22 protein-coding genes are annotated in these 23,115 nt (G+C 58.6%); 7 read left to right on the top strand and 15 right to left on the bottom strand.

Translation table 11 applies throughout. From position 1 onward, the window contains the following. Positions 1 to 66 precede the first annotated feature (66 nt). The 6 genes from J2Y39_RS26100 to J2Y39_RS26075 form a co-directional block, all read right to left on the bottom strand. Entirely contained in the window at positions 67 to 408 is a 342-nt protein-coding gene (locus tag J2Y39_RS26100) for an antibiotic biosynthesis monooxygenase (RefSeq protein WP_056784844.1), read from the bottom strand. Between the two features lie 28 nt (positions 409 to 436). After that, positions 437 to 1,411, bottom strand: coding sequence for a zinc-dependent alcohol dehydrogenase family protein (locus J2Y39_RS26095; RefSeq protein ID WP_310220438.1), 975 nt, complete (start codon positions 1,409 to 1,411; stop codon positions 437 to 439). 63 nt (positions 1,412 to 1,474) lie between these two features. Beyond that, positions 1,475 to 1,777, bottom strand: coding sequence for a metalloregulator ArsR/SmtB family transcription factor (locus J2Y39_RS26090; RefSeq protein ID WP_310220436.1), 303 nt, complete (start codon positions 1,775 to 1,777; stop codon positions 1,475 to 1,477). Positions 1,778 to 1,884: 107 nt separating this feature from the next. Then, a complete protein-coding gene (locus tag J2Y39_RS26085) occupies positions 1,885 to 2,283 on the bottom strand; it encodes a nuclear transport factor 2 family protein (RefSeq protein WP_310220434.1) in 399 nt (132 codons plus the stop codon). 49 nt (positions 2,284 to 2,332) lie between these two features. Next, positions 2,333 to 2,929, bottom strand: a complete 597-nt coding sequence (locus J2Y39_RS26080) for an NADPH-dependent F420 reductase (protein WP_236169241.1) — start codon at positions 2,927 to 2,929, stop codon at positions 2,333 to 2,335. 7 nt (positions 2,930 to 2,936) lie between these two features. Continuing rightward, positions 2,937 to 3,689: a 3-oxoacyl-ACP reductase family protein gene (locus J2Y39_RS26075; protein ID WP_236169174.1), complete on the bottom strand. Its 753-nt coding sequence runs from the start codon at positions 3,687 to 3,689 to the stop codon at positions 2,937 to 2,939. A gap of 112 nt (positions 3,690 to 3,801) precedes the next feature. Between J2Y39_RS26075 and J2Y39_RS26070 the strand changes: the two genes are divergently transcribed. Beyond that, complete coding sequence (locus tag J2Y39_RS26070) at positions 3,802 to 4,728, top strand: LysR family transcriptional regulator (protein WP_310220431.1); 927 nt, start codon at positions 3,802 to 3,804, stop codon at positions 4,726 to 4,728. A gap of 168 nt (positions 4,729 to 4,896) precedes the next feature. Beyond that, positions 4,897 to 5,856 (top strand): DMT family transporter, encoded by a 960-nt coding sequence (locus J2Y39_RS26065; RefSeq protein ID WP_056784828.1) that lies wholly within the window; start codon positions 4,897 to 4,899, stop codon positions 5,854 to 5,856. Positions 5,857 to 5,920: 64 nt separating this feature from the next. Here the strand turns inward: J2Y39_RS26065 and J2Y39_RS26060 are convergent, their stop codons facing one another. The 6 genes from J2Y39_RS26060 to J2Y39_RS26035 all read right to left on the bottom strand — a co-directional run bounded on the left by J2Y39_RS26060 (position 5,921) and on the right by J2Y39_RS26035 (position 11,157). Then, positions 5,921 to 6,211: a hypothetical protein gene (locus J2Y39_RS26060; RefSeq protein WP_236169171.1), complete on the bottom strand. Its 291-nt coding sequence runs from the start codon at positions 6,209 to 6,211 to the stop codon at positions 5,921 to 5,923. A gap of 80 nt (positions 6,212 to 6,291) precedes the next feature. Beyond that, positions 6,292 to 6,948 (bottom strand): DUF2931 family protein, encoded by a 657-nt coding sequence (locus J2Y39_RS26055; RefSeq protein ID WP_150635657.1) that lies wholly within the window; start codon positions 6,946 to 6,948, stop codon positions 6,292 to 6,294. Beyond that, positions 6,948 to 8,489 carry a DUF2235 domain-containing protein gene (locus J2Y39_RS26050; protein ID WP_310220428.1) on the bottom strand — a complete coding sequence of 514 codons (1,542 nt, stop codon included), beginning with the start codon at positions 8,487 to 8,489 and terminating at the stop codon, positions 6,948 to 6,950. Before J2Y39_RS26050 ends, J2Y39_RS26055 begins: the two co-directional genes overlap by 1 nt. Positions 8,490 to 8,628: 139 nt before the next feature. Next, positions 8,629 to 8,988, bottom strand: a complete 360-nt coding sequence (locus J2Y39_RS26045; RefSeq protein WP_024012551.1) for a DUF6124 family protein — start codon at positions 8,986 to 8,988, stop codon at positions 8,629 to 8,631. A gap of 617 nt (positions 8,989 to 9,605) precedes the next feature. Then, positions 9,606 to 10,166 (bottom strand): nucleotidyltransferase family protein, encoded by a 561-nt coding sequence (locus J2Y39_RS26040; protein ID WP_310220425.1) that lies wholly within the window; start codon positions 10,164 to 10,166, stop codon positions 9,606 to 9,608. A gap of 124 nt (positions 10,167 to 10,290) precedes the next feature. After that, positions 10,291 to 11,157 carry a LysR family transcriptional regulator gene (locus J2Y39_RS26035; protein ID WP_310220423.1) on the bottom strand — a complete coding sequence of 289 codons (867 nt, stop codon included), beginning with the start codon at positions 11,155 to 11,157 and terminating at the stop codon, positions 10,291 to 10,293. A gap of 143 nt (positions 11,158 to 11,300) precedes the next feature. On the opposite strand from J2Y39_RS26035, the gene J2Y39_RS26030 reads away from it, so the two are divergent. Both J2Y39_RS26030 and J2Y39_RS26025 read left to right on the top strand, forming a co-directional pair. Then, positions 11,301 to 12,275 (top strand): hypothetical protein, encoded by a 975-nt coding sequence (locus J2Y39_RS26030; protein WP_310220421.1) that lies wholly within the window; start codon positions 11,301 to 11,303, stop codon positions 12,273 to 12,275. Between the two features lie 143 nt (positions 12,276 to 12,418). Beyond that, complete coding sequence (locus tag J2Y39_RS26025; protein ID WP_056784810.1) at positions 12,419 to 13,186, top strand: TSUP family transporter; 768 nt, start codon at positions 12,419 to 12,421, stop codon at positions 13,184 to 13,186. 12 nt (positions 13,187 to 13,198) lie between these two features. Here the strand turns inward: J2Y39_RS26025 and J2Y39_RS26020 are convergent, their stop codons facing one another. Then, positions 13,199 to 14,143 carry a GlxA family transcriptional regulator gene (locus tag J2Y39_RS26020; protein WP_310220419.1) on the bottom strand — a complete coding sequence of 315 codons (945 nt, stop codon included), beginning with the start codon at positions 14,141 to 14,143 and terminating at the stop codon, positions 13,199 to 13,201. Positions 14,144 to 14,259: 116 nt separating this feature from the next. Between J2Y39_RS26020 and J2Y39_RS26015 the strand changes: the two genes are divergently transcribed. Further along, entirely contained in the window at positions 14,260 to 15,024 is a 765-nt protein-coding gene (locus J2Y39_RS26015) for an SDR family NAD(P)-dependent oxidoreductase (protein WP_310220417.1), read from the top strand. A gap of 57 nt (positions 15,025 to 15,081) precedes the next feature. Here J2Y39_RS26015 and J2Y39_RS26010 read toward each other — a convergent pair whose 3' ends face one another. Both J2Y39_RS26010 and J2Y39_RS26005 read right to left on the bottom strand, forming a co-directional pair. After that, positions 15,082 to 20,544 carry an AAA family ATPase gene (locus J2Y39_RS26010; protein WP_310220415.1) on the bottom strand — a complete coding sequence of 1,821 codons (5,463 nt, stop codon included), beginning with the start codon at positions 20,542 to 20,544 and terminating at the stop codon, positions 15,082 to 15,084. A 56-nt stretch (positions 20,545 to 20,600) separates the two neighbouring features. Next, on the bottom strand, positions 20,601 to 21,272 hold the full coding sequence (locus J2Y39_RS26005) for a response regulator transcription factor (protein WP_310220413.1): 672 nt from the start codon (positions 21,270 to 21,272) through the stop codon (positions 20,601 to 20,603). A 199-nt stretch (positions 21,273 to 21,471) separates the two neighbouring features. Between J2Y39_RS26005 and J2Y39_RS26000 the strand changes: the two genes are divergently transcribed. Further along, positions 21,472 to 22,476, top strand: a complete 1,005-nt coding sequence (locus J2Y39_RS26000; RefSeq protein WP_310220411.1) for a DJ-1/PfpI family protein — start codon at positions 21,472 to 21,474, stop codon at positions 22,474 to 22,476. Between the two features lie 96 nt (positions 22,477 to 22,572). Next, positions 22,573 to 22,929 (top strand): response regulator transcription factor, encoded by a 357-nt coding sequence (locus J2Y39_RS25995; RefSeq protein WP_056784799.1) that lies wholly within the window; start codon positions 22,573 to 22,575, stop codon positions 22,927 to 22,929. The last annotated feature ends 186 nt before the right edge of the window (positions 22,930 to 23,115 follow it).

Here is a 23,115-nt window from a genome sequence, read left to right as displayed (position 1 = left end):
TGGCAATTCATCACAAGCAGTGCTCGACCAGCCACAGCCGCTTCTGACGAACAGCCACATACTCACTCAGAGGCCTACGCTGGCTCCGCTGTCCGATACGCCAAAGTCGCCACCCGGAAAAGCACCACCCTCAATGTGGTACACCATCGGTTCCGCCGAAAAATAATCCTCCAACCCCAGCATGAACCGCTGGTGGTCGTCACTCTCTTCAAACCCCGGTGAGTGGTCCTCAAGTGACTGCCAGCGCACGATCAAATTGAATTGCTCGGGGGTTTCAATACCTTGCGCCAGCAAGTGGCCGCCGTATCCCTTGGCGCGGGTCAGCAACGGTTCGACTTCGGCAAATGCCCGTCGAAAGGCTTCAGTCTGTTGCGGGTGAACGGGCAGGACTGCGATTTCATAAACCATGATGCTTCTCCAAAATCAGTGAGCGGATTCAGACGATGAGCGTAGGCTCGACGGCGATGGCGATTTTTCCCAGCAGACCGTTGTTGGCGCTCTCCAGTCGAGCGTGGGCGAGCGGGATGTCGGCGAGCGAATAGACGGCGCCCACATGTGGCCGCAACTGGCCGCGCTCGACCAACGCGCTCAATTCATCGAGCTTGCCGCGATTCTGCCGGGTGAAGACGAAGTGGTAGCTGGCGTTCTTGCCCCAGGCCTGAACGAGGTTTTGTGGCTGCGCGATGTCGACGATCGAGACTACGCGGCCAAGCTGAGCGAGCACGTCGGCGCTGCGAGACAGGGTATCGCCGCCGATGGTGTCGAACACCACATCAACGCCATGCCCGGCGGTTTCGCGCATGATCGCTTCGACGTAGTCCTCTTGGGTGTAATCGATCACCACGTCAGCGCCCAGGCTGCGGACGAAATCGGCGTTGGCCTCGCGCACGGTCGTAAAGACCCTGGCGCCCATGGCTTTGGCCACCTGAATCGCCACATGGCCGACGCCGCCCGCGCCGCCGTGGATCAGAATGCTTTCGCCAACGCGGAGCACAGCGCGCACGGTGAGCGCTTCCCAAACCGTACCGCCGACCAGACTCAGACTGGCCGCCTCAAGGTGGCTCAGCGAGGCAGGCTTTCTGGCGATGATGCTTTCGGCTGCGACGTGGTACTCGGCATAACTGCCCTGCCCGTCGAATATCTGCGGGGTGTACCAGACCTCGTCGCCCGGCGCGAAAGCGCTGACGCCCGGCCCGATGGATTCAACCACGCCCGACACGTCGTGACCGGTAATGGCTGGCAGCGGCACCAGGTCGGGATAGTCACCGCGCCGAACCTGGTAATCCAGCGGATTGATGGAAGTGGCGTGCACTCGGACCAGCACTTGGCCCGCTTGCGGAACCGGTTTGGACACGTCGCTGAGTTCGAACGAATCAGGACCGCCGAAGGATTTCAGAATCATCGCTTTCATGGCAAAACCTCGTATCGATAAAGAGGGATATCGAGAATTCTCGATATCCTGTAGTAAAAAAATTTACATCTCTTTCCCTATGATCTCTGCAAGCGCGCTGATTGCTGCCTCATTGCGTTTGTAGTAGGTCCATTGACCGATGCGCCGCACTTCCACCAGCCCCACCCGCTGCAACGTGGCCAGATAACTCGACACCGTCGACTGCGACAGGCCGATACCTTCCTGGATACTGCTGACGCAGACACCCTCAACAAGAACGTCACCCTCATCCTGCGGGGGGAAGTTCTTCACGGGATCCTTCAGGCCTTCAAGGATCTTGAGGCGCGTCGGGTTCGAGAGGGCTTTGAAGATTTCGATCAGTTCCATTCGCCGATGATATCGAGATTCTTCGATATGTCAATGCGGGATATCGATCTGATTGACAGTCGGCGACAGGCGGCAATGGAACCCGATCTGCCGCCCTGCCGGACAGCTCAGCCTTGGGGCGCATCCAGCAACACCCACAACCGCACGATTTTCCCTTCGCTGATTTCTGCCACATCGACGCCGCTGACGATGACCTGCCCATCGCCCGGGCCGGCGTGCCAGCGCAGATAACCCAAGCCGTGATGCCCAACTGCAGTTCCCTCCGCAACAAAAGCGAAGTCCGGCCCGAACTGATCCAGCAACGCACCGGCCACTGCCGAAATCGCCGCTTGCCCGGTGACGATGCCAGCCGGTTCATACATCGTCGGTGCTTCTGCAAAAAGCTCCTGCACCGCCGCCAAGCGCCTTTGTGCATCGCGTTGGTTGAACACCCGCTGCAGATTGGCCCGTAGCAAGGCGTCGTAGTTTTCAGCTTCATCAGTATTTCGCGAATCTGAGCCAGCCATTTTTGATTCCTCGATTTGTGTGTGAAGCCCGGTTGCCCGGGCTCAGCGATTAACCATGTTTGACCAGGTTCAAGGCTGGCAGCGGTCCGCCCGGAAACTGCGCAAGCATTCCCTGCTGCACACCGCCGAGATCGATGCCGTAAAAACCCAATTGATCAATCAGCTCTGCAACTTGGGTTTTGCTCGCGGCATCTTCACCGGAATAAAACAGCACACGCTTGCCGCCCTCGGCGGTGGGATCGCTCAGCAGAGCCGCGAGCAGGTGGTTGAAGGCCTTGACCACGTGCGCACCGGGCAGCATCTGCGCCACCACTTGCGAAGACGGCTGGCCGCCCAGATCGAAAGGCTTGAACAGCGGCGCTTCAATGGGGTTGTTGGCATCGATCACGATGCGCCCATCCCAAGGCCCGAGATCGCGCACCGCGTCAGGGATTTTCGACCAGTTCACCGCCAGAAAAACGATGTCCGCCTGGCTTGCTTGCTGAGCCGTCACCGCTTGTGCGAGTGGACCCAATTCGTCGACCAAACCGGCAAGGCTCTGCGGCCCGCGGCTGTTGGCCAGGCTGACCGGCAGGCCTGCGTTGACGAGCAACCGAGCGATGGCGGTGCCGATGGAGCCTGTACCAATGATGCTGATAGTCATGATGCTCTCCTTACGCGGTGAAGCCGCCGTCGACGATTAATTCTGCGCCGGTGACAAACCCTGCCTCTGCACTGGCCAGGTACGCCACCGCACTGGCGACATCCTTGCCCTCTCCGTACCGCCCCATGGCGATGTTCGGGCGTAGGAAGTCCGCAATAGGCCCGTCGGCCGGGTTCATGTCGCTGTCGGTCGGGCCGGGATGGACGGTGTTCACAGTGATGCCGCGCGGCCCCAGATCGCGCACCAGTCCACGACTGAAACCGGTCAGCGCACCTTTGCTCAGGGTGTAGACGGAGGCGGTAGCGAACGCAGCGTATTGCACCATCGAGCTGCCGATGTGAATGATGCGGCCGCCCTGCCCCATGTGTTTGAGCGCTTGCTGAGTGGCGACGAAGACGCCGGTCACGTTCACCGCAAGGATGCGTTGAAAGTCCTCAAAGACGATGTCCTCGGGGGCACCGAGCAGGCTGATACCAGCGTTGTTGACCAGAATGTCGATCTTGCCAAAACGCTGTGCAACCTCGGCAATCGCAGCACGTACAGCCTCGGGGTTGCCCGCATCGGCCGCCAGCGCCACAGCCTGGCCGCCCGCCGCAACGATTTCCTGCACGACCGCTGCGGCGCGATCTGGCGATGCGTTGTAGGTGATAGCGACGGTTGCGCCATCTGCCGCGAGCCGTTTGGCGATGGCTGCGCCGATGCTGCGTGAGCCACCGGTAACGATGGCGATTTTGCCGGTCAGTGGAAGCGTGGATGTGTTCATGGTCGAGCCTCTGGGTGGTTGAAGTTGATGAGGCTATGAGACGCTTTTTGATCTTCCACCAGTAGTGGAGGACAACTAGAATCACTTTCAATCATTAGTTGAAGGTGCGCGGATGGAAACGTTGGGTAATTTGCTCTCATTCGTGCGCAGCGCCGAGGCAGGAAGCTTCTCTGCGGCGGGGCGCCGCCTGGGCCTGACACCTGCGGCGGTCAGCCGCAATGTCGCGCAATTGGAGGCTAACCTCGGCGTACGCTTGTTTCAGCGCAGCACGCGCAAACTCACGCTGACCGAAGCGGGAGAACGCTTTCTGGCCAATGTCGGTTCAGGACTGGAAAGTGTTCAAGCGGCGATCGCCGATGTGGCCGGCAATGCCGGAGAGCCTTCCGGCACCCTGCGTCTAAGTGCGGCACCGGGTTTTGCCAGGGATTTCCTGCTGCCGCTGATGCCGGAATTTCTCAATCGATATCCCGCCGTGATCCCCGAATGGCATGTCGACAATCGCCAGGTCGATCTCATCGCGGACGGCTTTGATGCGGCTATCGGCGGCGGCATCGAACTCGCGCAAGGTGTGGTCGCCAGAGCCATCGCCCCGGCGCATCTGATTCTGGTGGCCTCGCGGGAGTATCTGTCGGGGCGCCCGCGCGTCCAGCGCATTGAAGAGCTGTCGACGCTGAATCACCTGGCCATGCGCTCGGTGCGGACCGGCAAGGTGCGCAGCTGGATGTTGCAAGGCCCCGACGGGCAACGAGCGCCCCTGGAGTTGACGCCGCGCCTGTTGGTCAACGATCCGCAAGCGCTGTGTCAGTGCGCGCGACTGGGGTTGGGGGTTGCGCTGTTGGCAGTTCCGGATGTTTTGCCTTATCTGCAGGACGGTACGCTGGAAAGGGTTTTGCCCGATTGGTATGTCGATGCAGGGCAGATCTATTTGTACTTTTCCAGCCAGAAACTATTGCCAGCAAAAACCCGGGCTTTTGTGGATTTTCTGGTCGGTCAGGCTCGAGAGGATGGGTGGGCAATTCGACTCGATGCTCGGGTTTAACGAGCAAGTTATACGACCTCTAAGATCTAAGCAGCACCACAACCAAGCGATTTTACAAGCCTTTCAAGCTTGCCGGCCCCGCTCGATTACGGTACAAATCTGGCAGTTGTACGACAACATAATAAAAACCTGAGCCACCCCGAGTGGCTATCATTTTTGAGATCTGCCATGTCCCGTCCTGAGTTTGCGCCAACCGTACCGCCGCCCTTCCCCCGTTATCTCGCCGTGATCATTCTGTTGTGCATGGGTTGTGCGTTCGCCGGCAACCACGTCGCGGCACGGGTCGCTTTTGATGATGGCGCGGGCGTGTTGCTGGCGATTCTGATGCGCTCGGGCGGGACCTTGCTGGTGCTTGCCATTCTCGTTCTGTGGCAGCGGCAAAGTCTGCGTCTGCCGGCGGGCGCGTGGCGTTGGCAGTTACTGTTGGGGCTGTTGATCACCGCGCAGAGCCTATGTCTGTATTCCGCCGTAGCACGGGTGCCGGTTGCTTTGGCGCTGCTGGTGGCCAACGTGTTTCCGATCCTGCTCGCCTTGCTGACCTGGGCGATGGGCGGCCCACGACCAAGCGCGCGCACCGCGATGTTGATGGGCTTGATTCTCGTGGGATTGGTGTTCGTACTGGACGTCCCCGGACGTCTGTCAGACAGCGCCAGCGTCGGTCCGGAATGGCTGCTGGGCGTCGCACTCGCCTTCTGCGCCGCCAGCGTATTCGCCTGCGCGCTGTGGATCACCGATCACAAACTGTCGCAAGTGCGCGGCTCGGTGCGCAGCCTGCTGACCATCTTCATCGTCTTCAGTAGCGTCAACCTGGCCGGCCTGACCGGCGCCCTCCCCGGCGGACTCAACCTCCCCGCCACCTCAACCGGCTGGCTGGCCCTTGCCACGCTCGTCGTGCTCTATGGGACCGGCTTCATTGTGTTGTTCATTTCCGTACCCAGGCTGGACATGCCACGCAACGCACCGGTGATGAACATTGAGCCATTGGCGACGTTGTTGATGGGCTGGATTGTGCTGGATCAGATGCTTAGCAGAGGACAGATCATCGGTGGCGTGATTGTGGTGAGCGGGATTGTTTTGCTGACGTATCGCAAAGCGGCGTTGAAGGTTGGGGTGAAGGCTGAGGTTTGAGGGGGTGTGGTGGCGGGACTCTTGGTTGGCGAGTCCTGCTTATCGCCCCCGGCTCGATACCGGATCAGCAAAATTGCAGGCTCTCGAGGTCTACCTTGGCATAGCTTCCTATTTCACCCTTGTAGAGATAAATCGCAGTTACCTCCAGCTCCGTTCGTAAGAATTCCGCCAGCGTTCTGAGTCTGGTGCTTGTGGTCATGGCAGGGCGTACAACCGTCGCGCCACCGGGTTGGTCATCGTAAGTTCTGACGAAAAACTGATCGACACCATCCAGAATCAGGTAATTGAAACCTCGATACTCATAGCCTGCGCCGTAGTCGACATCATCGAAACGGTCGACCTTTTCTATTCTCAAGACGCCGCCCCGCTAATTCGACTCAGCGAAATTGAAACGGTCTGGCGCCTGAAAAGTAGATGGCGCTCCATCCACGTCGTTTACCAGCTACCGTACGGGATGCCGAACTTATCAATGTATCGCTTGGCCTTTTCACTCACGGGATAGGCATACTGACCACCGTTCTTGCCCAACTCCGGCCCCAGCGGTTCCAACTCTGCTTGGGTGCGGGCGACTTTGATCGGGCGTCGACACTGATCTCTGACCCAGACCTGGACTATGCCACCTGGTGCGAGTCCCAAATACACAGAAGCCATGAAGCGCGCTGTCCTGTCGGGAGTTTCGGCGCAGCGCTGATGGGTAGATGTCACCATTACTCGTCTGGCTTCCTCAGGAAAATCCACCCAAGCCCGGTAGGTTTTTTGCTCGGGTATAGACTGCCAACGGACGAAAATTCGCTTGGGCAGATCTGCGCCAATAACCGGTTTCCCCGTACCTCCCACACCTACCCAACCGCGCGCGGATTCTTTGTCGTCATTTGGTTCAGCGCCGCTGGCGTTTCCTCCCCCGGCTCGCAGAAACGTTCGACCGTTGATGTCTTCCACTGAGCTGTCTTCGACCCAAACGTTCATGAAATTGGGCTTGATAAACGCCAGTTCCCACCAAGGATATTTGGGATCGTTTTCACCTGAATTGGAGCCTGTCGCGTGACAGCCGGTAAAGGCCAAAACGCCCAGTAGAGCCAAGAATATTCTCATTACCAAAGCTTCCAGTCAGCTACATGAGGATGCTGCATGCGAATGCCATTTTCCGTTGGTGAATTGATATAAACAGCTTTCAGGCCGCTGCCGTCCCGCCTTCCTTGCGGGTGATTCCAGTTGGCAGATGTGTGGATGTATTTCAATTGCAGCAATTTCTCCTCTTCAGCTGTGGTGCTGAAGCCACCGGCGATGAATCTTTCACAAAGCGGTTGCAGCTCCTGGGGAACGGCGTACTCGGGTCGTTCGGGAATATCGTGGAGAGGAACACCTTTTTCTTTGGCCAATTGATACATGACTCTCAAATAAACCCTTGAGAGTTTGCCACTGACCGGGCGTTTGAGCTGAAGCCCAGCGTATACACGTTTGTGTTTAGGCCCGAAACGATCTTGCGGATCGGGCGGCAAAGCAAGCGCGGGGGGCGTTACGATTTCCAACAGATCGGCAGGCCATCCTTTGGCGACCCATTGTTTTTTCACCATCGCGGCGTCCTGATAGATCGAAGTTGATTGAACGTCAGTGTTGCTCCATACATCAAGTCTCTGCATGGGACTGACCAATACGCATTCCTCGACTTCGTCGAGATAGCTACCACCGATATCCGAATGCACGCCCGGAAAAACATATTCTGGATAATCGGGATTGACATTGCTGAGGGCGAAATTGGCACGACATTCATCGCGCGCCACCAAGTGGACAACATCCTTGAAGAAGCGAGGGTCGAGATACAGTTTAATGCCCGGAGCAATGGGGCTTTGCACTCTACCGAAATTAGTGAAACCGGCAATAGACGGCACGGTGTCGAATAGACCGATGAAGCCCATTCGGATACTGCTGCCATATTGATCTAGAAAGGTGCGGCTGAAATCATGGGCGTAAGTGCTAAGCAGATCCCTTAACGGCCCCTGCTTGCCTCGTACAATTTCATTGCAGAAATGACGTGCCGCCGCTGCACCTCGACTGAATCCAAAAGTGTCAAAAGTTAGCGAGGCAATTTCACTGTTCGGATTTTCTTGCAGGGCGTCTTCAACAACCTGTTTGATGAACGTAAACGAAGTCTGCACCCTACCGGCTACTCCCGTCTCTCCACGTCCCGTGCTTTGACCGACGATACTGTCTTTCTCGTTGGATTGAGTACCGATGCCTTCGATATATAACGGGCGTGACACCTGTTTTATAGGCCCTTCTCCATCAGCAATCGGAGCCTCGTAATACAGATCGGCAAGTTTTTTGATATTCGTCGCGCCAGAGCCATAACTGCTGTCCGGATCTCCCATATAGGGCTGACAACTGGGAGGAATATCCTCAGGCGCAATCGGATGCTGAGCACCACACAACAACCCCGCAGCAGAGTTGTTCGCATTGTTGCCAGTGCCATCAAAGAAAACCCCGATCCTCAACGCAATGCCTATCTTCTCAGGCTCGCGCGCGGGCTCTTTCCCGTGCTTCTCATATTCGGCCCAGTGCTGGGCGTGCAGGTCGACGGGTTTGGCTTGTTCGTAGCGGTAGTTTTTCGGCGGGTTTGGAACGTAGCCACTCAATCCTTGATTCCTTGTTCTGATCCTTGAAGAACGGCCCGAAGGGTGACAGTCGAGGCCGGGTGGTGCAAGCCGTGGCCGTGTGCCAGCCATGGCGCGCCCGGGGAGTTGCGACGAGGTTTTGCGCTCGTCGCATTGCGGGTCATTTGGCTATTTCGACTTTATCCAAAGCCTGATTGACCGCGATTTCGCCGAGCATGACGACCTGGGCGATGCCTAGAAGGGTTTTGCGGCGCGGGTTGTCGAGCAGCGCGGCGAAGTCGTAGAGCATGGTGGTGGCCGAGCCGAGGGATTCGCTGGCGTTGGCCAGCAGGGATTCGGTGTCGTATTTCGGGTTGGCGAGGAACATCTGTTCCGGGGTGTTGGTGCTGGCCAGGATGTCTGCCGGGCCGAGGTAGTGATCGAGGGCGCGTTCGGCGGCTTCGTGTAGTTTTTTCGATGCACTTGATTCGTAGGGGGATGCGGGGTCGGTGGTTGGGGGATTGGGTGTGACTTTGAACATGGTGAAACTCCTAGTTAGCTAAAAGGAGCCTTCACATTCGCTACCAATCGAAGGTGGCGGCCATACGCGGGTTGGTAGACCGGTAACTAGGAACCGGCACACCCGAAGGTGTCCTGCGCATGGCCACCATTGAGCAGCGACCTGAAGCCGGTCTGCGAACGGTGCGCGATGCGACTAGTTATGGCGGGCTACCAAACCCGATCACTGTTTTTCAGCGACCGACAGACGATAGAACCCGCGACCTAGACGCACAAGCCGGCGGATTCTGGCGTAGTCGTAGGGAATGGCGCAAGGCGTTGTAGCCGTTTGCTTAATGCTTGATTTACTGTTTAAACGGGCTAAGGGTTTTCTGTTTATGTGGCGGTGAATGGGCTGGCGTCATCGCGAACAGGCTCACTCCTACAAGGGGATCAGGCGATGGGCAGTCACAGCATTCTGCTCCTGCACATTCAACTGTCGCTTCTTAAGCAGCGGGTCAATCTCCATTTTGCTCCTCGGTCGTGTGCCGCTAGTTGTCCCTGGTACTTCAAAGCCTCAATCAAAAACCCGAGCGCTCTACGAAAGGTCGGGATGCATAAAGATTTCCTTATCGGTTTAAACGATCAATCGGGGCGGCATCAACCCTGCGTTACGAGCGTCAATTTCGGCCAGATCTCGAGCCATCTCTTCGACTGCAGGCGCTCCAGAAACACCACGTATTTATCACTTTCAAATCGGGCGGTTGGCCGCACTTTCAGCGCAAACAAATCCTCCAGCCCCAACGGCGCCGAAACCTCTATCGCACCATGCCGATCAAGCCTGACACCTACTGCCGTAGCAGTTTCCGGCCAGAACGTCATTGCATCCGCAGCCGCCCCATAAGGCGCATCGGCATTTCGCTGGTGCATGCGTGCCTGGTTTTTCACCGACCACTTCAAGTCACTGCACAGTGCTGCAAGCTCGACCTCCAAGGCCAAATCCGTTTGATCACCGGGACGTGTTCTGTCAAACCATATGACATCAATGTCCTCGGGCAACGGCGAAGGTTGGCGCTGATGCAGATGATCCCAAACCAGGCTGCGCACAAAACCTGCGGCAACCCAGCAGTCCGGCAAGTTGAGATCCCTGACTATGCGCAAGATGTGCATGCGGACGGGATCTTCAGCAATCAGATCCCGCAGTTGCGCTTCCAGATTCATTTATTTCAATCCAATGACCATGGTTGCGAGAGCCTATCAGTGGTCTCTGTAAGCGCTCGGTCCCTTGTGCTGAATGACGAGTGCAGGCGAACTTTGCAGGATAGGGCCAACTGCCGCCCACTTCTCAAACCTTGAACTCTTCCTTGAGCAAATCGGCAAACTTGTCTTTTGCGCGATGAGATTCAACGTGTCTGTTCCAGATAAAATAATTCTGCACAGGCTTTAAGTCGTTGAAGAAGAATCCCTGAATACCGCCGAGCTGGCGGAACTGTTCAAACATGCCTCTCGGCACCAACGATATCCCGGCGCCTGAACTTACGCAGCCAAGGATGGTGCCATAACTGGCTATGCTTGTTATCGGGTTGAAAACTTTGTACCGCTCCAGCCAGGTTAACAAAGCTTTTCTGTAGGGACATCCTTCAGGCCATATGAATAAATCCACACCGCGCAGGTCCTCTGGCTGGTTTATCACCCCCGCGGACGGCGAGGCAATCACCACTAGATCCTCTTCATAGATCTCCAGACTCTCGATGTCCGGATGTTCTGGCCTGATGGCAATTATTGCCCCGTCCAACGTGTAGTTGACCACTTCTGCGGATAATTGTGACCAATCGCCAGTGCTGAATTGCATTTGTACAGCCGGATAAAGTTGATGAAACCTGGATAGCACTTTGGGTAACCGGCCGGTAGCGGATGATTCTATGGCACCAATCCTGAGTTCTCCCGAAGGAGCTGACGACGGATCAAGCGCTCGTTGCGATTCTTCGCACAAAGACAGGATTTTGTTGGTATAGCCGAGAAAAAGCCGACCTGAAGGGCTGATGATCAATCCTCTGCCTTTCCTTATAAACAGGTCAACTCCAAGCTCACGTTCCAGAAGCTTGATGCGGTTGGTGATGTTGGACGGCACGCAGTGCAATCGCTCCGAGGCACGGACGATACTGCCCAGATCGGCTACTGCCTTGAACATGACCAGTTGCGAAAACTCCATGTAAACGCTCATTAAAAATGAATGATTTGGTCAGTATAAGTCACTTGTCGCAGGCCAACAAATCGGGCTAATTTCGCCGCTGCAAGGCAAGAAAGTGCGTTAAAACCAAACATTTCATAGGTCTTTAGGGAGAAGGACACATCATGAGCTCAGCATCGCCACAGAGTCGTTTGGAACCGCTTGAACATAAATCCATGCAAGAATTTGGCGAGACATTTATCCAGGCCCTGCCCAAGCACATACGCAACTTGAAAATTCCCGGACGTACCTTAGAAGAAAACCAACGGCGTCAACCGTTGCTGGCTTGCGTCGGCAACGTTGCTGAGATACAGGACGCCATGCTTGAGGTACTCAATCATTCCATCACGCAAGACGCGCAACTGGCGGCTGAAAGCGCATTCAGGGCGTTCCTCGAAAAGCCAGTAATAGACTCGTCGGTATTGAGCTTTTTCAATGGGTGGAATGAACCCCATAAAACCACCAGCCTTGTCTCGGCAAAAATCATCATGCGCCTGTCGGCGGATGCGATATCGGTATCTGCCGACAGACGTGAGGGTTACCACAATGTCATGGCGCATATGCATGAAGTGGCGAAAGATGATTTCGGTCTTGTACATCAGGGCCATGACGGAATGTACAACTACATGACTGCAGCTTTTGGTGCGTCAGCCTGGGTTGAAGAACAATTCAAAATTGCTGAATGCAATGACTTCGCGGACTTCCTATACAACACCGGGGTCGCCAAGCATAAAACGGCACTAAACTCGCAGGAACACAAATCTTCAATTATGGATGCGATGATGGTTTCAATCTCATCTGAACTGTGGAACGGTCGTGAATACAATTTCATCGCTCAATATATTGAAGCAAAGCTCCTCGCGGCCAATCCGTTCTTGAGGACAAACACGCAAAACCTGCGTAACGCCAAAGGCTACGTAATGGGGCACTCCGGAGAACTTGAGAACAAACACGGATTGCATGCCTTGGCGGCCGCGCAAGCTTACGGTCAGACGGTAGGTCTGGAATTCAAGCCTGCGCGACTGAAGGGCATCATGCTCAATTACAATGAAAGAGTCGGCAATGCATTCTCCGCCATGCATCGGATTATGACCTGTTGATCTCTATGGATTAACGAAGCATGCCGATGAACTCTCATAATGTGAGCTTGGAGAATGATCGGCATGTTTTGACGATATTTAAACCAAACCACGAGCGACTCATGAACCTTCCGGCCAAATGACGTTCCGCAGGGATCTATCGCATGGATGTTGAACACGCTGTTCTTGCATTGGGTTTCTTCGCGTTTTGTGGTGGCCTGATAGACGCTGCGGTCGGTGGCGGGGGCCTGGTACAGGTGCCGGCACTTCTACATGCTCTACCCCAGTACAGCCTTGCCACCATTTTCGGCACCAACAAACTGGCCGTTCTGGCAGGCAATATTTCATCAATATCGGGTTACCTGAAGCGCATAAAAATTCGCTGGAATTTAATGCTTCCGACCATGCTCGCCGCTTTTTTATTTTCTTTTCTCGGAGCTCTCTCGGTATCCCTTGTTCCTAAAAGATTGATGGAGATCGTTGTCTTTTTCATATTGATAGTCATGGCTATCTACACGTTTATGGAAAAAAAACTTGGTTTGGCAGGCAAAGACCGCCACTTCGGAACGAAAGACATTTGCCTTGGAGTTTTCTTTGGCAGCCTGATCGGTTTCTACGATGGTGTCTTCGGCCCGGGCAGTGGCAGCCTGCTGCTGTTTATCTTCGTCAAGGTCTTTGGCTTTGATTTCCTCAATGCATCAGCCTCTGCAAAACTGGTCAACCTGGGGACGTTCAGCGCTGCGCTCATATTTTTTATCCCCTCCGGTAATGTCTTGTGGGCGATTGGCGGCATAGTTGCTTTATGCAATATGGCCGGTGCACTGACCGGTGTCTTTTTGGCATTACGTTATGGAAGCAGTTTCATCAGAGTTTTTTTCCTGATCCTGCTCGTATTCCTGATCGGCAGAATGGGGGTCAACATTTTTTCGTAGACCCTGGTCACGTCATACCATCCGCCGCGAATCGCGCCGCACCGCCTGCGGCGGCACGCCAAACCCGCGCATGAACACCTCGCGCATGTGCCGGCGGTCACGAAACCCGGTTTCTCTGGCGACCACATCCAGACTGTGACTGCTTTGCTCGATCAGCAAACGCGCTGCTTCCAGCCTTAGGCTCTCTATCGCCTTGGCTGGAGACTGGCCGGTTTCGGCGGTAAACACCCGGGTGAATTGCCGCGGACTCAGGTGCACCACCTCGGCCAGTTCTTCGACACTCAGCGGGCGATTGAGGTGCTTGCGCGCGTAATCCAGCGCACTCTGAATGCGATCGGATTTGGGTGACAGCGACAGCAATTCCGAGTGCTGCGACTGCCCGCCCGAGCGGCGCTGATGCATCACCAGCCGATGGGCCACCGAGCGCGCAATGTCGCTGCCCAGATCTTTTTCAACCATGCCCAACGCCATGTCGACACCAGCGGTCATGCCCGCCGACGTCCACACCGGGCCGTCGATAATAAAGATCCGGTCGTCCTCGACATTCACCGAGGGATGCATCCTGCGCAGCGCCGGGGCGAACGCCCAGTGCGTGGTCACGCGGCGATTATCCAGTACACCGGCCTGCGCCAGTACGAACGAGCCGGTGCAGAAGCCGGCCACGCGGCGTGCGCCGTCGGCGAGCCCGCGCACGCTGTGCAGCACGTCAGCATCGGGCGGCGTCAGCGGTGTCAGCGTTCCCGCCACCAGCCAACTGTCGGCCAGCCCCGCTTGCGTCAGCGGCAACGTATCGACGTGCAGGCCCAGCGAGGAGCTGACGATGCCGCCGGCCTGGGAAAAGTTCTGCACCTTGTACACGGCTTTGCCCGTGACGATGTTGGCAAACTCGAACACCGACTGGGTCGCCAGCGCCATGACCTGAAAACCTTCCGTGAGCAGATAGCCGACTCGATGCATGGTCGCGCTCCGTTTGTTGAATGTCCTGAAACACTACCACATACGTCATTCAGGTCGGAGCAGGTTTTCTCCATCATGGTTCACATGCCAATCAATCCACGTGCGGGACGCAGCTCATGAAACTTGAAGCCAACACGATCTTCATCACCGGCGGCACTTCCGGCATCGGCCGCGCACTGGCCGAGGCCCTGCATCAGCGCGGCAACAAGGTCATCATCGCTGGCCGTCGCCAGGCCCTGCTGGCAGAGATTGCCCAGGCCAACCCGGGCATCGATACCGTGCAGCTGGACATCAACGATGCGCAGCAGATCAACGACGTCGCCGCCGAAGTCATCCGCCGCCATCCGTCGTTGAACGTAATCATCAACAACGCCGGGATCATGCCCTTCGACAACGCGGGTTCCGGCGACTACGACGATGAACAGGCCGTCGGTCTGTTGCAGACCAACCTGCTCGGCCCGGTGCGCGTCAGCGCGGCGTTCGTCGAACACCTCAAGCGCCAGCCCGAGGCCTACATCATCAACAACAGCTCGGTGCTGGCCTACCTGCCGCTGGCGACCACGGCGCTGTATTCGGCGACCAAAGCGGCGATCCATTCCTACTCGCTGTCGCAACGTTTCATGCTGCGCGACACCAGCGTCAAGGTCCTGGAAATCGCGCCACCTTGGGTCGATACCGACCTGATCCACAAGAGCGGCGACGAGCGCGCCATGCCGCTGGGCGAGTTCATCGAGGAAACCCTGATCAAGCTGGAAACCGCCACCACCGAAGTGCTGGTCGACCGAGTGCTGCCGCTGCGAGCCAACCAGGGCGCGAACGAGCACGGGTTGATCGAGCAGTTCAACCTGTCGCTGCTGGAAAATCCTATTCCGGTGGCCTGAACTCACCGACAGAAACATCCGGGCTCAATGCCCGGGTAGCCTGGCTGTTGATCATGTTCATTCACAACGCGGCAAGCCAAACACCACCCGCGCCCCCCTCGGCTCATTGCGCTCGGCCCACAATTTGCCGCCATGTCCTTCAATGATCGTGCGGCAAATCGACAGGCCCATGCCCAGCCCGGTGGATTTGGTTGTGAAGAACGCCGTGAACACTTGCTCCGCCCGCTCGCAGGCAAAGCCCGGCCCCGAATCGCTGACGCTGATGTGCACGTTATCGCCCAGCGCCTCACTGCGAATCAGCAGACGTCGCTGCCCCTCCGCCATGATCGTCATGGCTTCGAGGCTGTTGATGATCAGGTTGAGCAACACCTGTTGCAGTTCGACCCGGTCCGCCACTACGAAAGGCAAATCTGCCGCCAGCTCAACGCTGACTTCGGCGCCGTGCTTGAGCGCTTCGCCCCGGCTGAAACCGACCATTTCTTCAATCAGCAGATTGAGGCTGACAGGCTGACGCTGCGGTGGCGTTTTGTGAATCAGCGCGCGGATGCGCCCGAGTACGTCGGCGGCGCGGTTGCCGTCGAGAATGATATGCCGCAGGCCCTGCTCGACCTCGTTGATATTTGGTGGCTTTGCACCGAGCCAGCGCAACGCGGCATTAGCATGGGTCACCGTGGCGGCGATCGGCTGATTGACTTCGTGGGCAATCGATGCGGCCAACTGACCCATGGTTGCCACACGATTGGCGTGGGCCAGTTCCGTTTGCACCTGACGATAACGACGCTCGCCTTCGCGCACTTGCTCTTCAGCCAGCTTGCGTTCGCTGATATCCAGCACAAAGGCCAGGCCCTGTTGCTGACTCGCTTCGAAGGCAGCCAGACCGACAATCACCGGCAGCCGACTGCCGTCCTTGCGGATGTACTCCTTTTCGAATGGCTGGGCCCGGCCAGTGTGGATCGCCGTTGCCAGTGCAATATCGCTGTTAGCGCGCATCGCCGGCGGGGTCATGTCACGCCAATGGACACTGCCCGAAAGCAACTCATCACGGGTGTAACCGACCATGCGCAGGAACGCGTCATTGGCCTCGATGATTTCCCCTTCCACGCCCCAGACGATGATGCCGATGATGTTGGCGTCGACCAGCCGACGGATCTTCGCTTCTCGCTCGGCGAGGTCGCGGTACAGGCGCGCGTTGTCCAGCGAGATCGCTGCCTGCGACGCCACCAGGCGCAACACGGCGAGACGCGTCGGGCTGAACACCCCGGCGGACAGGTTGTTTTCCAGATACAGCGCCCCGGCGACCCGCGCCTGATTCATCAATGCCAGGCACAGGATCGAGCGCGCGCCTCGTTGCTGAACGTATGGATCAGCGGCGAACAGCGGATCGGCAACCGCGTCGTCCAGGCACAGGTTTTCGCCGGTGCGCAGCGTCTGGTAGAGCACTGACTCTGCCAGCGCCACCGTGTGCAGCGGCGCGTTGCACAGCTGCGTGGCACCGTCGCCGATACGGGTTCGCGCAGCGACATAGGGAATGTCGGCGTTCAACAAAATGAGCAGGCCATGCTCGGCCCCGGCCTGTTCGATCGCGGTGCGCATCACCGTTTCGATCAAACGGTCCAGGACGATCTCGCCGGAGACTGCTTGAGAGACCTTGAGCACCGTTGCCAGGTCGAGATGTTCAACTGGCGTAATGAGCGTGGTGACCGGATTCGGTTGCGCCTCTTCGGCACGCAGAAAACGATGACGTCGCTCCAGCTCCCGCACCTTGCCAGCAGCCCCCCAACGCAGATAGGCGTAGCGTGCGTCGCGCAGGTAAACCCGGGATATCCTGACCAGCCCGCGAGCGCCGTAGAACCGTGCGGCCAGTTCGTTGGCCAGCGCTTCGATATGGAGCAAACCATTGTCCTGAGCCAATTGAATGGCTTGCTCGTACTGCAATTCGGCTTCGAGCAACTGTCCGGTGACGCGCGCCATTTCCGCGCCGACCAGCGCCACCTGACTGGCGAAGGTCTCTGCACACAAGCGCGCCCACGTCTGCAACTGTTCATGATGTTGACCCAGACGCTGCAAAGCACCGGCGTCAGTTTCGCCGTGGGCCGCCAAGGTCAACGCCGCGTAGAAATGGTATTCGGCCTCCTCGAAAAACGCCGAAACCACCCACAAAAGTCCCTGCGCCTGGGCCGCGCACTCAGCGGCCGCCGCGTAATCCCCGGCCAGATAGCGCGCCTGCAACTTGCGTACCCAGTACTTGCCGCGCGCCAGCGCCAGATCCGCCGAACCGGCCAGATGCGCCTCGACAGCTGTTTCATCGAACCCGTCATCGTCGAAACAGCCGAACGTCGGCGTCTGCCCGCGCAGCATGCGGATCAGCGTCAACTGGCAGCGCATGAAATCCGCCACCAGACCGAAACCGACCTTTTGTGCATAGACCAGCCCTGATTCCGCTTGCGCCTGCACCTCGGCCAGCGGCTCGCCGATAAACAACAGATCGGAAATCAGGCTGTTTCCGGCGAACGCGGCATACGGCAGATCGCCGCTGCGATGGGCCGCGTTGAGCGCACGGCGCAACAGTTCGCGGCACTCGCGCACTGGCCGCATCCAGCGCACCACGAAGATCGAGAAGCACAACCAGGTGCTCGCCTCATAACGCGTGAGCCCGCGCCGATCAACCAGATCGCAGCCCAGACGGCCAAATCGATAACCAGCGGCATAGTCGCCAAAACGCGGCCCCGACACGCGCCCGAAGTTGGCATAGAGCAGGCAGGAGGCGTCGCAGTTGCCATATTGCAGGCTCAGGCTGATCGCTTTGCAAATGGTCAGGCTGGCGAGGTTCAGATCCGACTGCACCGCCGGCGCGAAGAGTTTGCCCAGCGCATCGAGGGTGGCCCGCGCGGCAGGATCCTCCATCAGCGGCAAGTCGATCATCTGCTCGATACTGCGCCCGCGCAGGCTGGTCCAGACCTGCTGATATTCGTCGCGCACCTGAATATCGTCCGGACGCGCTGGCCAATCGATGCCGACCTGACGCAGAAAGGCCAGACACACCGTCACCGCCCGGTCACTGCGATCAAGCAGCAAGTAGACATCCATCTGCAGGCACGCCACCGCCGCGCGCTCGACGGTGGTCACGGCGCGCTCGGCCAATGTCGCCAGGCGCGAGTCGGCAAGCTGCAGTTGGCCGGTGAGAAATTCGCACTCGGCACGGTTCAGCTCCAGAGCGAAACCCAGTTCATGCCGACTGTCATAACCCTGCTCGCCCAACAGTTCTGCGCCGGCGCCCAGATAGGTCAGTGCTGAGGTATAAGCGGTCGAGGCCTTCGCTCGCTGGCCGGCGAGCAGGTTGAACTCGGCCAGTTGCTCGCGCTCGGCACGCAGGCTGATCAGATGCGCACCGCGATTGAGCTGGCCGACAATCTCGAAGATCGCCTCCTCGCGCCGCTCACCCTGGGTTTGCAGTGCCAGCAGCCGGCCGATGCGCAAGTGCATTTGCGCCCGTTCGGTTTCAGCGATCAGCGAATACGCCGCCTCATGGATGCGATCATGCACAAACCTGTAGGCACCGTCCTGACGCTCGACCAACTCAAGCCGCACCGCCGGCCACAATGCGGAGTGAACGTGAGGCACCGGCACATCAAGGACTGTGGCCAGCGTGTCGAGACGCGCGACGTTGCCCAGGCAGGCCAGTTGTTGCAGCGCCTGGCGGGTTTCCTGGGGCAGCCGCGCCAGTTTGCCGACCATCAAATCGACGACATTGTCGGTGTAGCCCTTGCCGTTGATCAGGTGCACATCCCACCGCCAGCGCTGGCACGCAGGCTCGTATGTCAGCAGCTTCTCCTCGGCCAGGGCGTGCAGAAACTGGAGGACGAAGAACGGATTGCCAGCAGTCTTGTCCAGCACCAGCCGCGCCAGCGCGACAATGCTCGCCGGCGGGCAGCGCAGTGACTCGCTGATCAGTTGTTCGATGTGCGCGCCAGCCAGTGGCGCCAGACGAATTTCGTCAATGTGTACGCCGGCGTGATGCAGGGTCTTGAGTGTGCGGCTGAGTGGGTGATCGCCATCTACCTCGTTGTCGCGATAAGCACCGACCAGCAGCAGATGAGGGGTCTCTGCGCGACTGAGCAAATCTTCGAGCAGATCAAGGGTGGCCGCGTCGAGCCATTGCAGGTCGTCAAGGAACAGCGCCAACGGATGCTCGGACTGAGCGAACACGCCGATAAAACGCTGAAAGACCTGAAGGAACCGCTGCTGCGCCTGTTGCGGCTCCAACTCAGGCACGGGCGGCGGCTCGCCGATGATCAGCTTGAGTTCGGGGATCAGATCGGTGATCAACCGCGCATTCGCTTCCAGTGCCCGCAACAGTGCTTCGCGCCAGCCCGCCAGTACGTCGGTGCGCTTGCCCAACAGCGTCCGCACCAGCCCCTGAAAGGCCTGAACCAGAGTCGAATAAGGCACGTCGCGCTGGTACTGGTCGAACTTGCCGGCGGCGAACAAGCCACGCGACGGCACCAGCACCTTGTGCAGTTCACTGACCACCGACGATTTGCCGATGCCGGAATAGCCGGATACCAGCACCAGTGTCGGCGCGCCTGTCTGCACCACATTGGCGAAGGCATCGATCAACGTTTGCACTTCGTGTTCGCGGCCGTAGAGTTTTTCCGGAATCAGCAAGCGCTCGCAGGCGCCCTGCTCGTCCAACGTGAACGTCTCGATCTGCCGCATACGGCGCCAGTCATCGAGGCAACGGCGCAAGTCATGCTCGACACCGACTGCGCTCTGATAGCGCTCCTCGGCAGTTTTCGCCAGCAGTTTCATGACCACTCGCGAGAACATCGGCGGCACCGTCGCCACCCGTTCACACACGGGCATTGGCAGCCGCGCGATATGGCAATGCACCCACTCCATCGGTTCACTGGCACTGAACGGCAGCGAGCCGGTGAGCATCTGGTACAGCGTCACGCCAAAGGCATACAGATCACTACGCGAATCGATCGAACGATTCATCCGCCCGGTTTGCTCCGGCGCCATGTAAGCCAGCGTGCCGGCGATAGATTCCGGTGGCGTGGGCGCTTGCCGTTCCCGTGGCAAGCGCGTGGCCAGGCCGAAGCCGGTCAGCCGCGCCTGCCCGTCATGGCAATGGACAAAGACATGCTGCGGTTTCAGGTCTTTGTGCACCAGACCACACTGATGCATATGGCCCAGTGCCTTGGCGATGTTCGTGGCCAATTCCAGACAGGTTTCGATATCCAGCGGAGCGACCAGCAATCGCGACAACGGCTCGCCACCCGGATCGTCGAACAGCAGACGAACTCGGGTGCCCGTACGCTCGAAAGCTGTCGGCTGCAACGCCCAGGCAGGATTGAGGTCGTCCCTGAGGCTGTATTCATGCGCCAGACGCTCCAGGGTGCTCGGCAATGGCTGGCCCATCGCCGGACGCACCGCCAGTAGGCTGCCATCATTCGAACCGCGCTCACGGGACAGCACCCGCTCGCCGTCGTCCCACAAAATCTGTTTTCTGCTGGCCATCTGCGTCAACACTGCTCAGGTTTTTTGCCGCACGGTGAGTTGCACGTCGCCAGCGCTCAGGGGTTGCGCTGGACAGGCTCGATGCCCAGCGCTTCTGCGATACGCACCAGATCGGCCACTGAACGTGCGGCCATTTTGCGCATGACCTGGCCACGGTGGACCTTGACCGTGACCTCGCTGAGGTTGAGCTGTCCGGCAATCTGTTTGTTCATCAGCCCGGCAATGACGAAGCCGAGCACTTCGCGCTCACGTGCGGTCAGGGTTTGGTAAGCCCGACACAAAACGGCGCCGGAGTGTTCGGCTGCTAGCCGCGCACGGTCGCGAGCCAACGCACTGGCCACGGCGTCGAGCATGTCCTGATCACGGAACGGCTTTGCCAGAAAATCCACCGCGCCGGCCTTCATCGCCTTGACGCTCATGGCGATGTCGCCGTGGCCGGTCATGAACACCACAGGGATGCGCAAGCCATTTTTTTCCATCTGTTCCTGAAACGTCAGGCCACTTTCGCCGCGCAGGCGCACGTCGAGCACCAGGCAACCGGGTACCTCACGTTGCGCTTGCGCGAGAAAATCTCCGGCGCTGTCGAAGGTTCGCACCTGCCAGCCGATCGAGCGCAGCAAGCTGTCGAGCGCCTGGCGCATCGAGGCATCGTCATCGACCACGTACACCACTGGTTCGCCGAGCACATCGGGACTTTGCGCAGGGCTGGAATGCGACCACAAGGTCATTGTGTCTCCTCGGCGAAATCGCAGCACGCATTGGGCTGGTCAATAAATCTAGTTCAGGATGGCCACCGCAGCCAGACACCGGCCGGACGGTCAGCAATCAGGCTAACAGTCAGCACCATTGCCGGCCGGCCAGAAACCCCTGAAAATCGGCCAGGCTGAGGCAGTCCCGCCTCTAGCGCTGCAAACAGGCAGGCCCGCGATGTCCACTCATCCCGCTTTTACAACGGCCCCGCGCGACGTGGTGTTTATCGCCTACCCACGGCTGAGCCTGCTCGATCTCAGCGGTGCGCAGACCGTGTTCTGGGCGGCGAGCAAAGCCTTGGTCGAGCGCGGGCAGCCCGGTTATCAACTGCACACCGCCAGCCTCAGCGGCGGCTTGATCCCGACCGTCGAAGGGCTGGCCATCGACACCCAAGCGTTAACCACGCTCGACACCACCGCGCTGGACACGCTGGTCGTGCCCGGCGCCCCTGACATCTGCCAGACCCTTGAGGAGCACCGCGAACTGAGCGACTGGCTGCAGGACCATGCTCACCTCGCCCGCCGCGTGGTCTCGGTGTGCAGTGGTGCGTTTCTGCTGGGTCAGGCCGGATTGCTCGACGCCCGCCGCGCTGCCACTCACTGGGCGATGTGCGACGCTTTGCGCGATCGCTTTCCAGCGGTCGAGGTAGATGCCGACGCGATCTTCATTCAGCAAGGCAAGGTCTGGACCTCGGCCGGAGTCACCGCCGGGATCGATCTGGCGCTGGCGCTGGTAGAGGCCGATTACGGCCGTGAAGTGACGTTGCAAGTCGCGCGGGAATTGGTGGTGTACATCAAACGCCCCGGCGGCCAGGCGCAATACAGCACGCTGCTGCAATCGCAGGCGCAGGACGCTGCGATGTTCGATGATCTGCACCTTTGGCTCATGGAGCGCCTCGGCGACCCGAATCTGACGGTGGAGCGCCTCGCCGAGCAAGCCGCAATGAGCCTGCGCAACTTCACGCGGGTCTATAAAGCGCGCACCGGGCGCACACCGTCGAAAGCGCTCGAGCTGTTCCGGCTCGAAGCGGCCAAACGCCTGCTGGAAAACTCCCCGCACAAAATCGAACGAATCGCCCGCCTCTGCGGCTTCAACGATGAAGAACGCCTGCGCGCCTGCTTCCAGCGCCACCTGTCGATCTCCCCGCGCGACTACCGCAGTCGCTTCAGCCGCGATGGCTGAACCGCTATACCTACGTATAGTTTTGCCCGCTGGCCATCAGCGTATGGTGCAAGAACGACAGGAGTCACCAGCTCGGCCGCCCGGCCCGGGAGCTTTATGTACAAGACGCATGTCATTGCGGTAGTGGACGACGACGAGGCAATGCGCACATCGCTGAGCAGCCTGCTGCGAGCGTCGGGGTATCAGGTGTTCTGCTATGCGGCGCCAGCGGACTACCTTGACTCGGACGGGCCGGCGCAGACTGATTGTTTGATTTCCGATATTCAGATGCCGGGCATGGGTGGTTTGCAGATGCTGGATGCACTGCGGGCGCAAGGCTGGCGGATGCCGGTGATTTTTGTGTCGGCGCATGCGGGCAAAATGCCCAACAGCGTACCCGGGGTCATCGCGTGTCTGGCCAAGCCATTTCAGGCTGAACGTTTGCTCGCCTGCCTGGAAAAAGCGCTGGGTTGATCCTTTTTCCCCATACCTTCGTATACCCCCCTTCCACCCATGCGTACCCCACGCACACCGATGGACAACTGCGCTCGTAGCCTCCCCGCCCTAGCATGGCTCTACACAGCGGGCGATTGAGCGCCAGGCAGTACGGCAAGCAGTTACGGCGGCCAGTGATCGTCACGCCAGAGTCCGCATCGGACT

Source organism: Pseudomonas sp. 2957 (genome assembly GCF_031456345.1).
GTDB classification, from domain to species: Bacteria; Pseudomonadota; Gammaproteobacteria; order Pseudomonadales; family Pseudomonadaceae; genus Aquipseudomonas; species Aquipseudomonas siliginis.
Note: the sequence above shows the minus strand (reverse complement) of the source record. Positions and strands in the feature narration are given on the sequence as shown.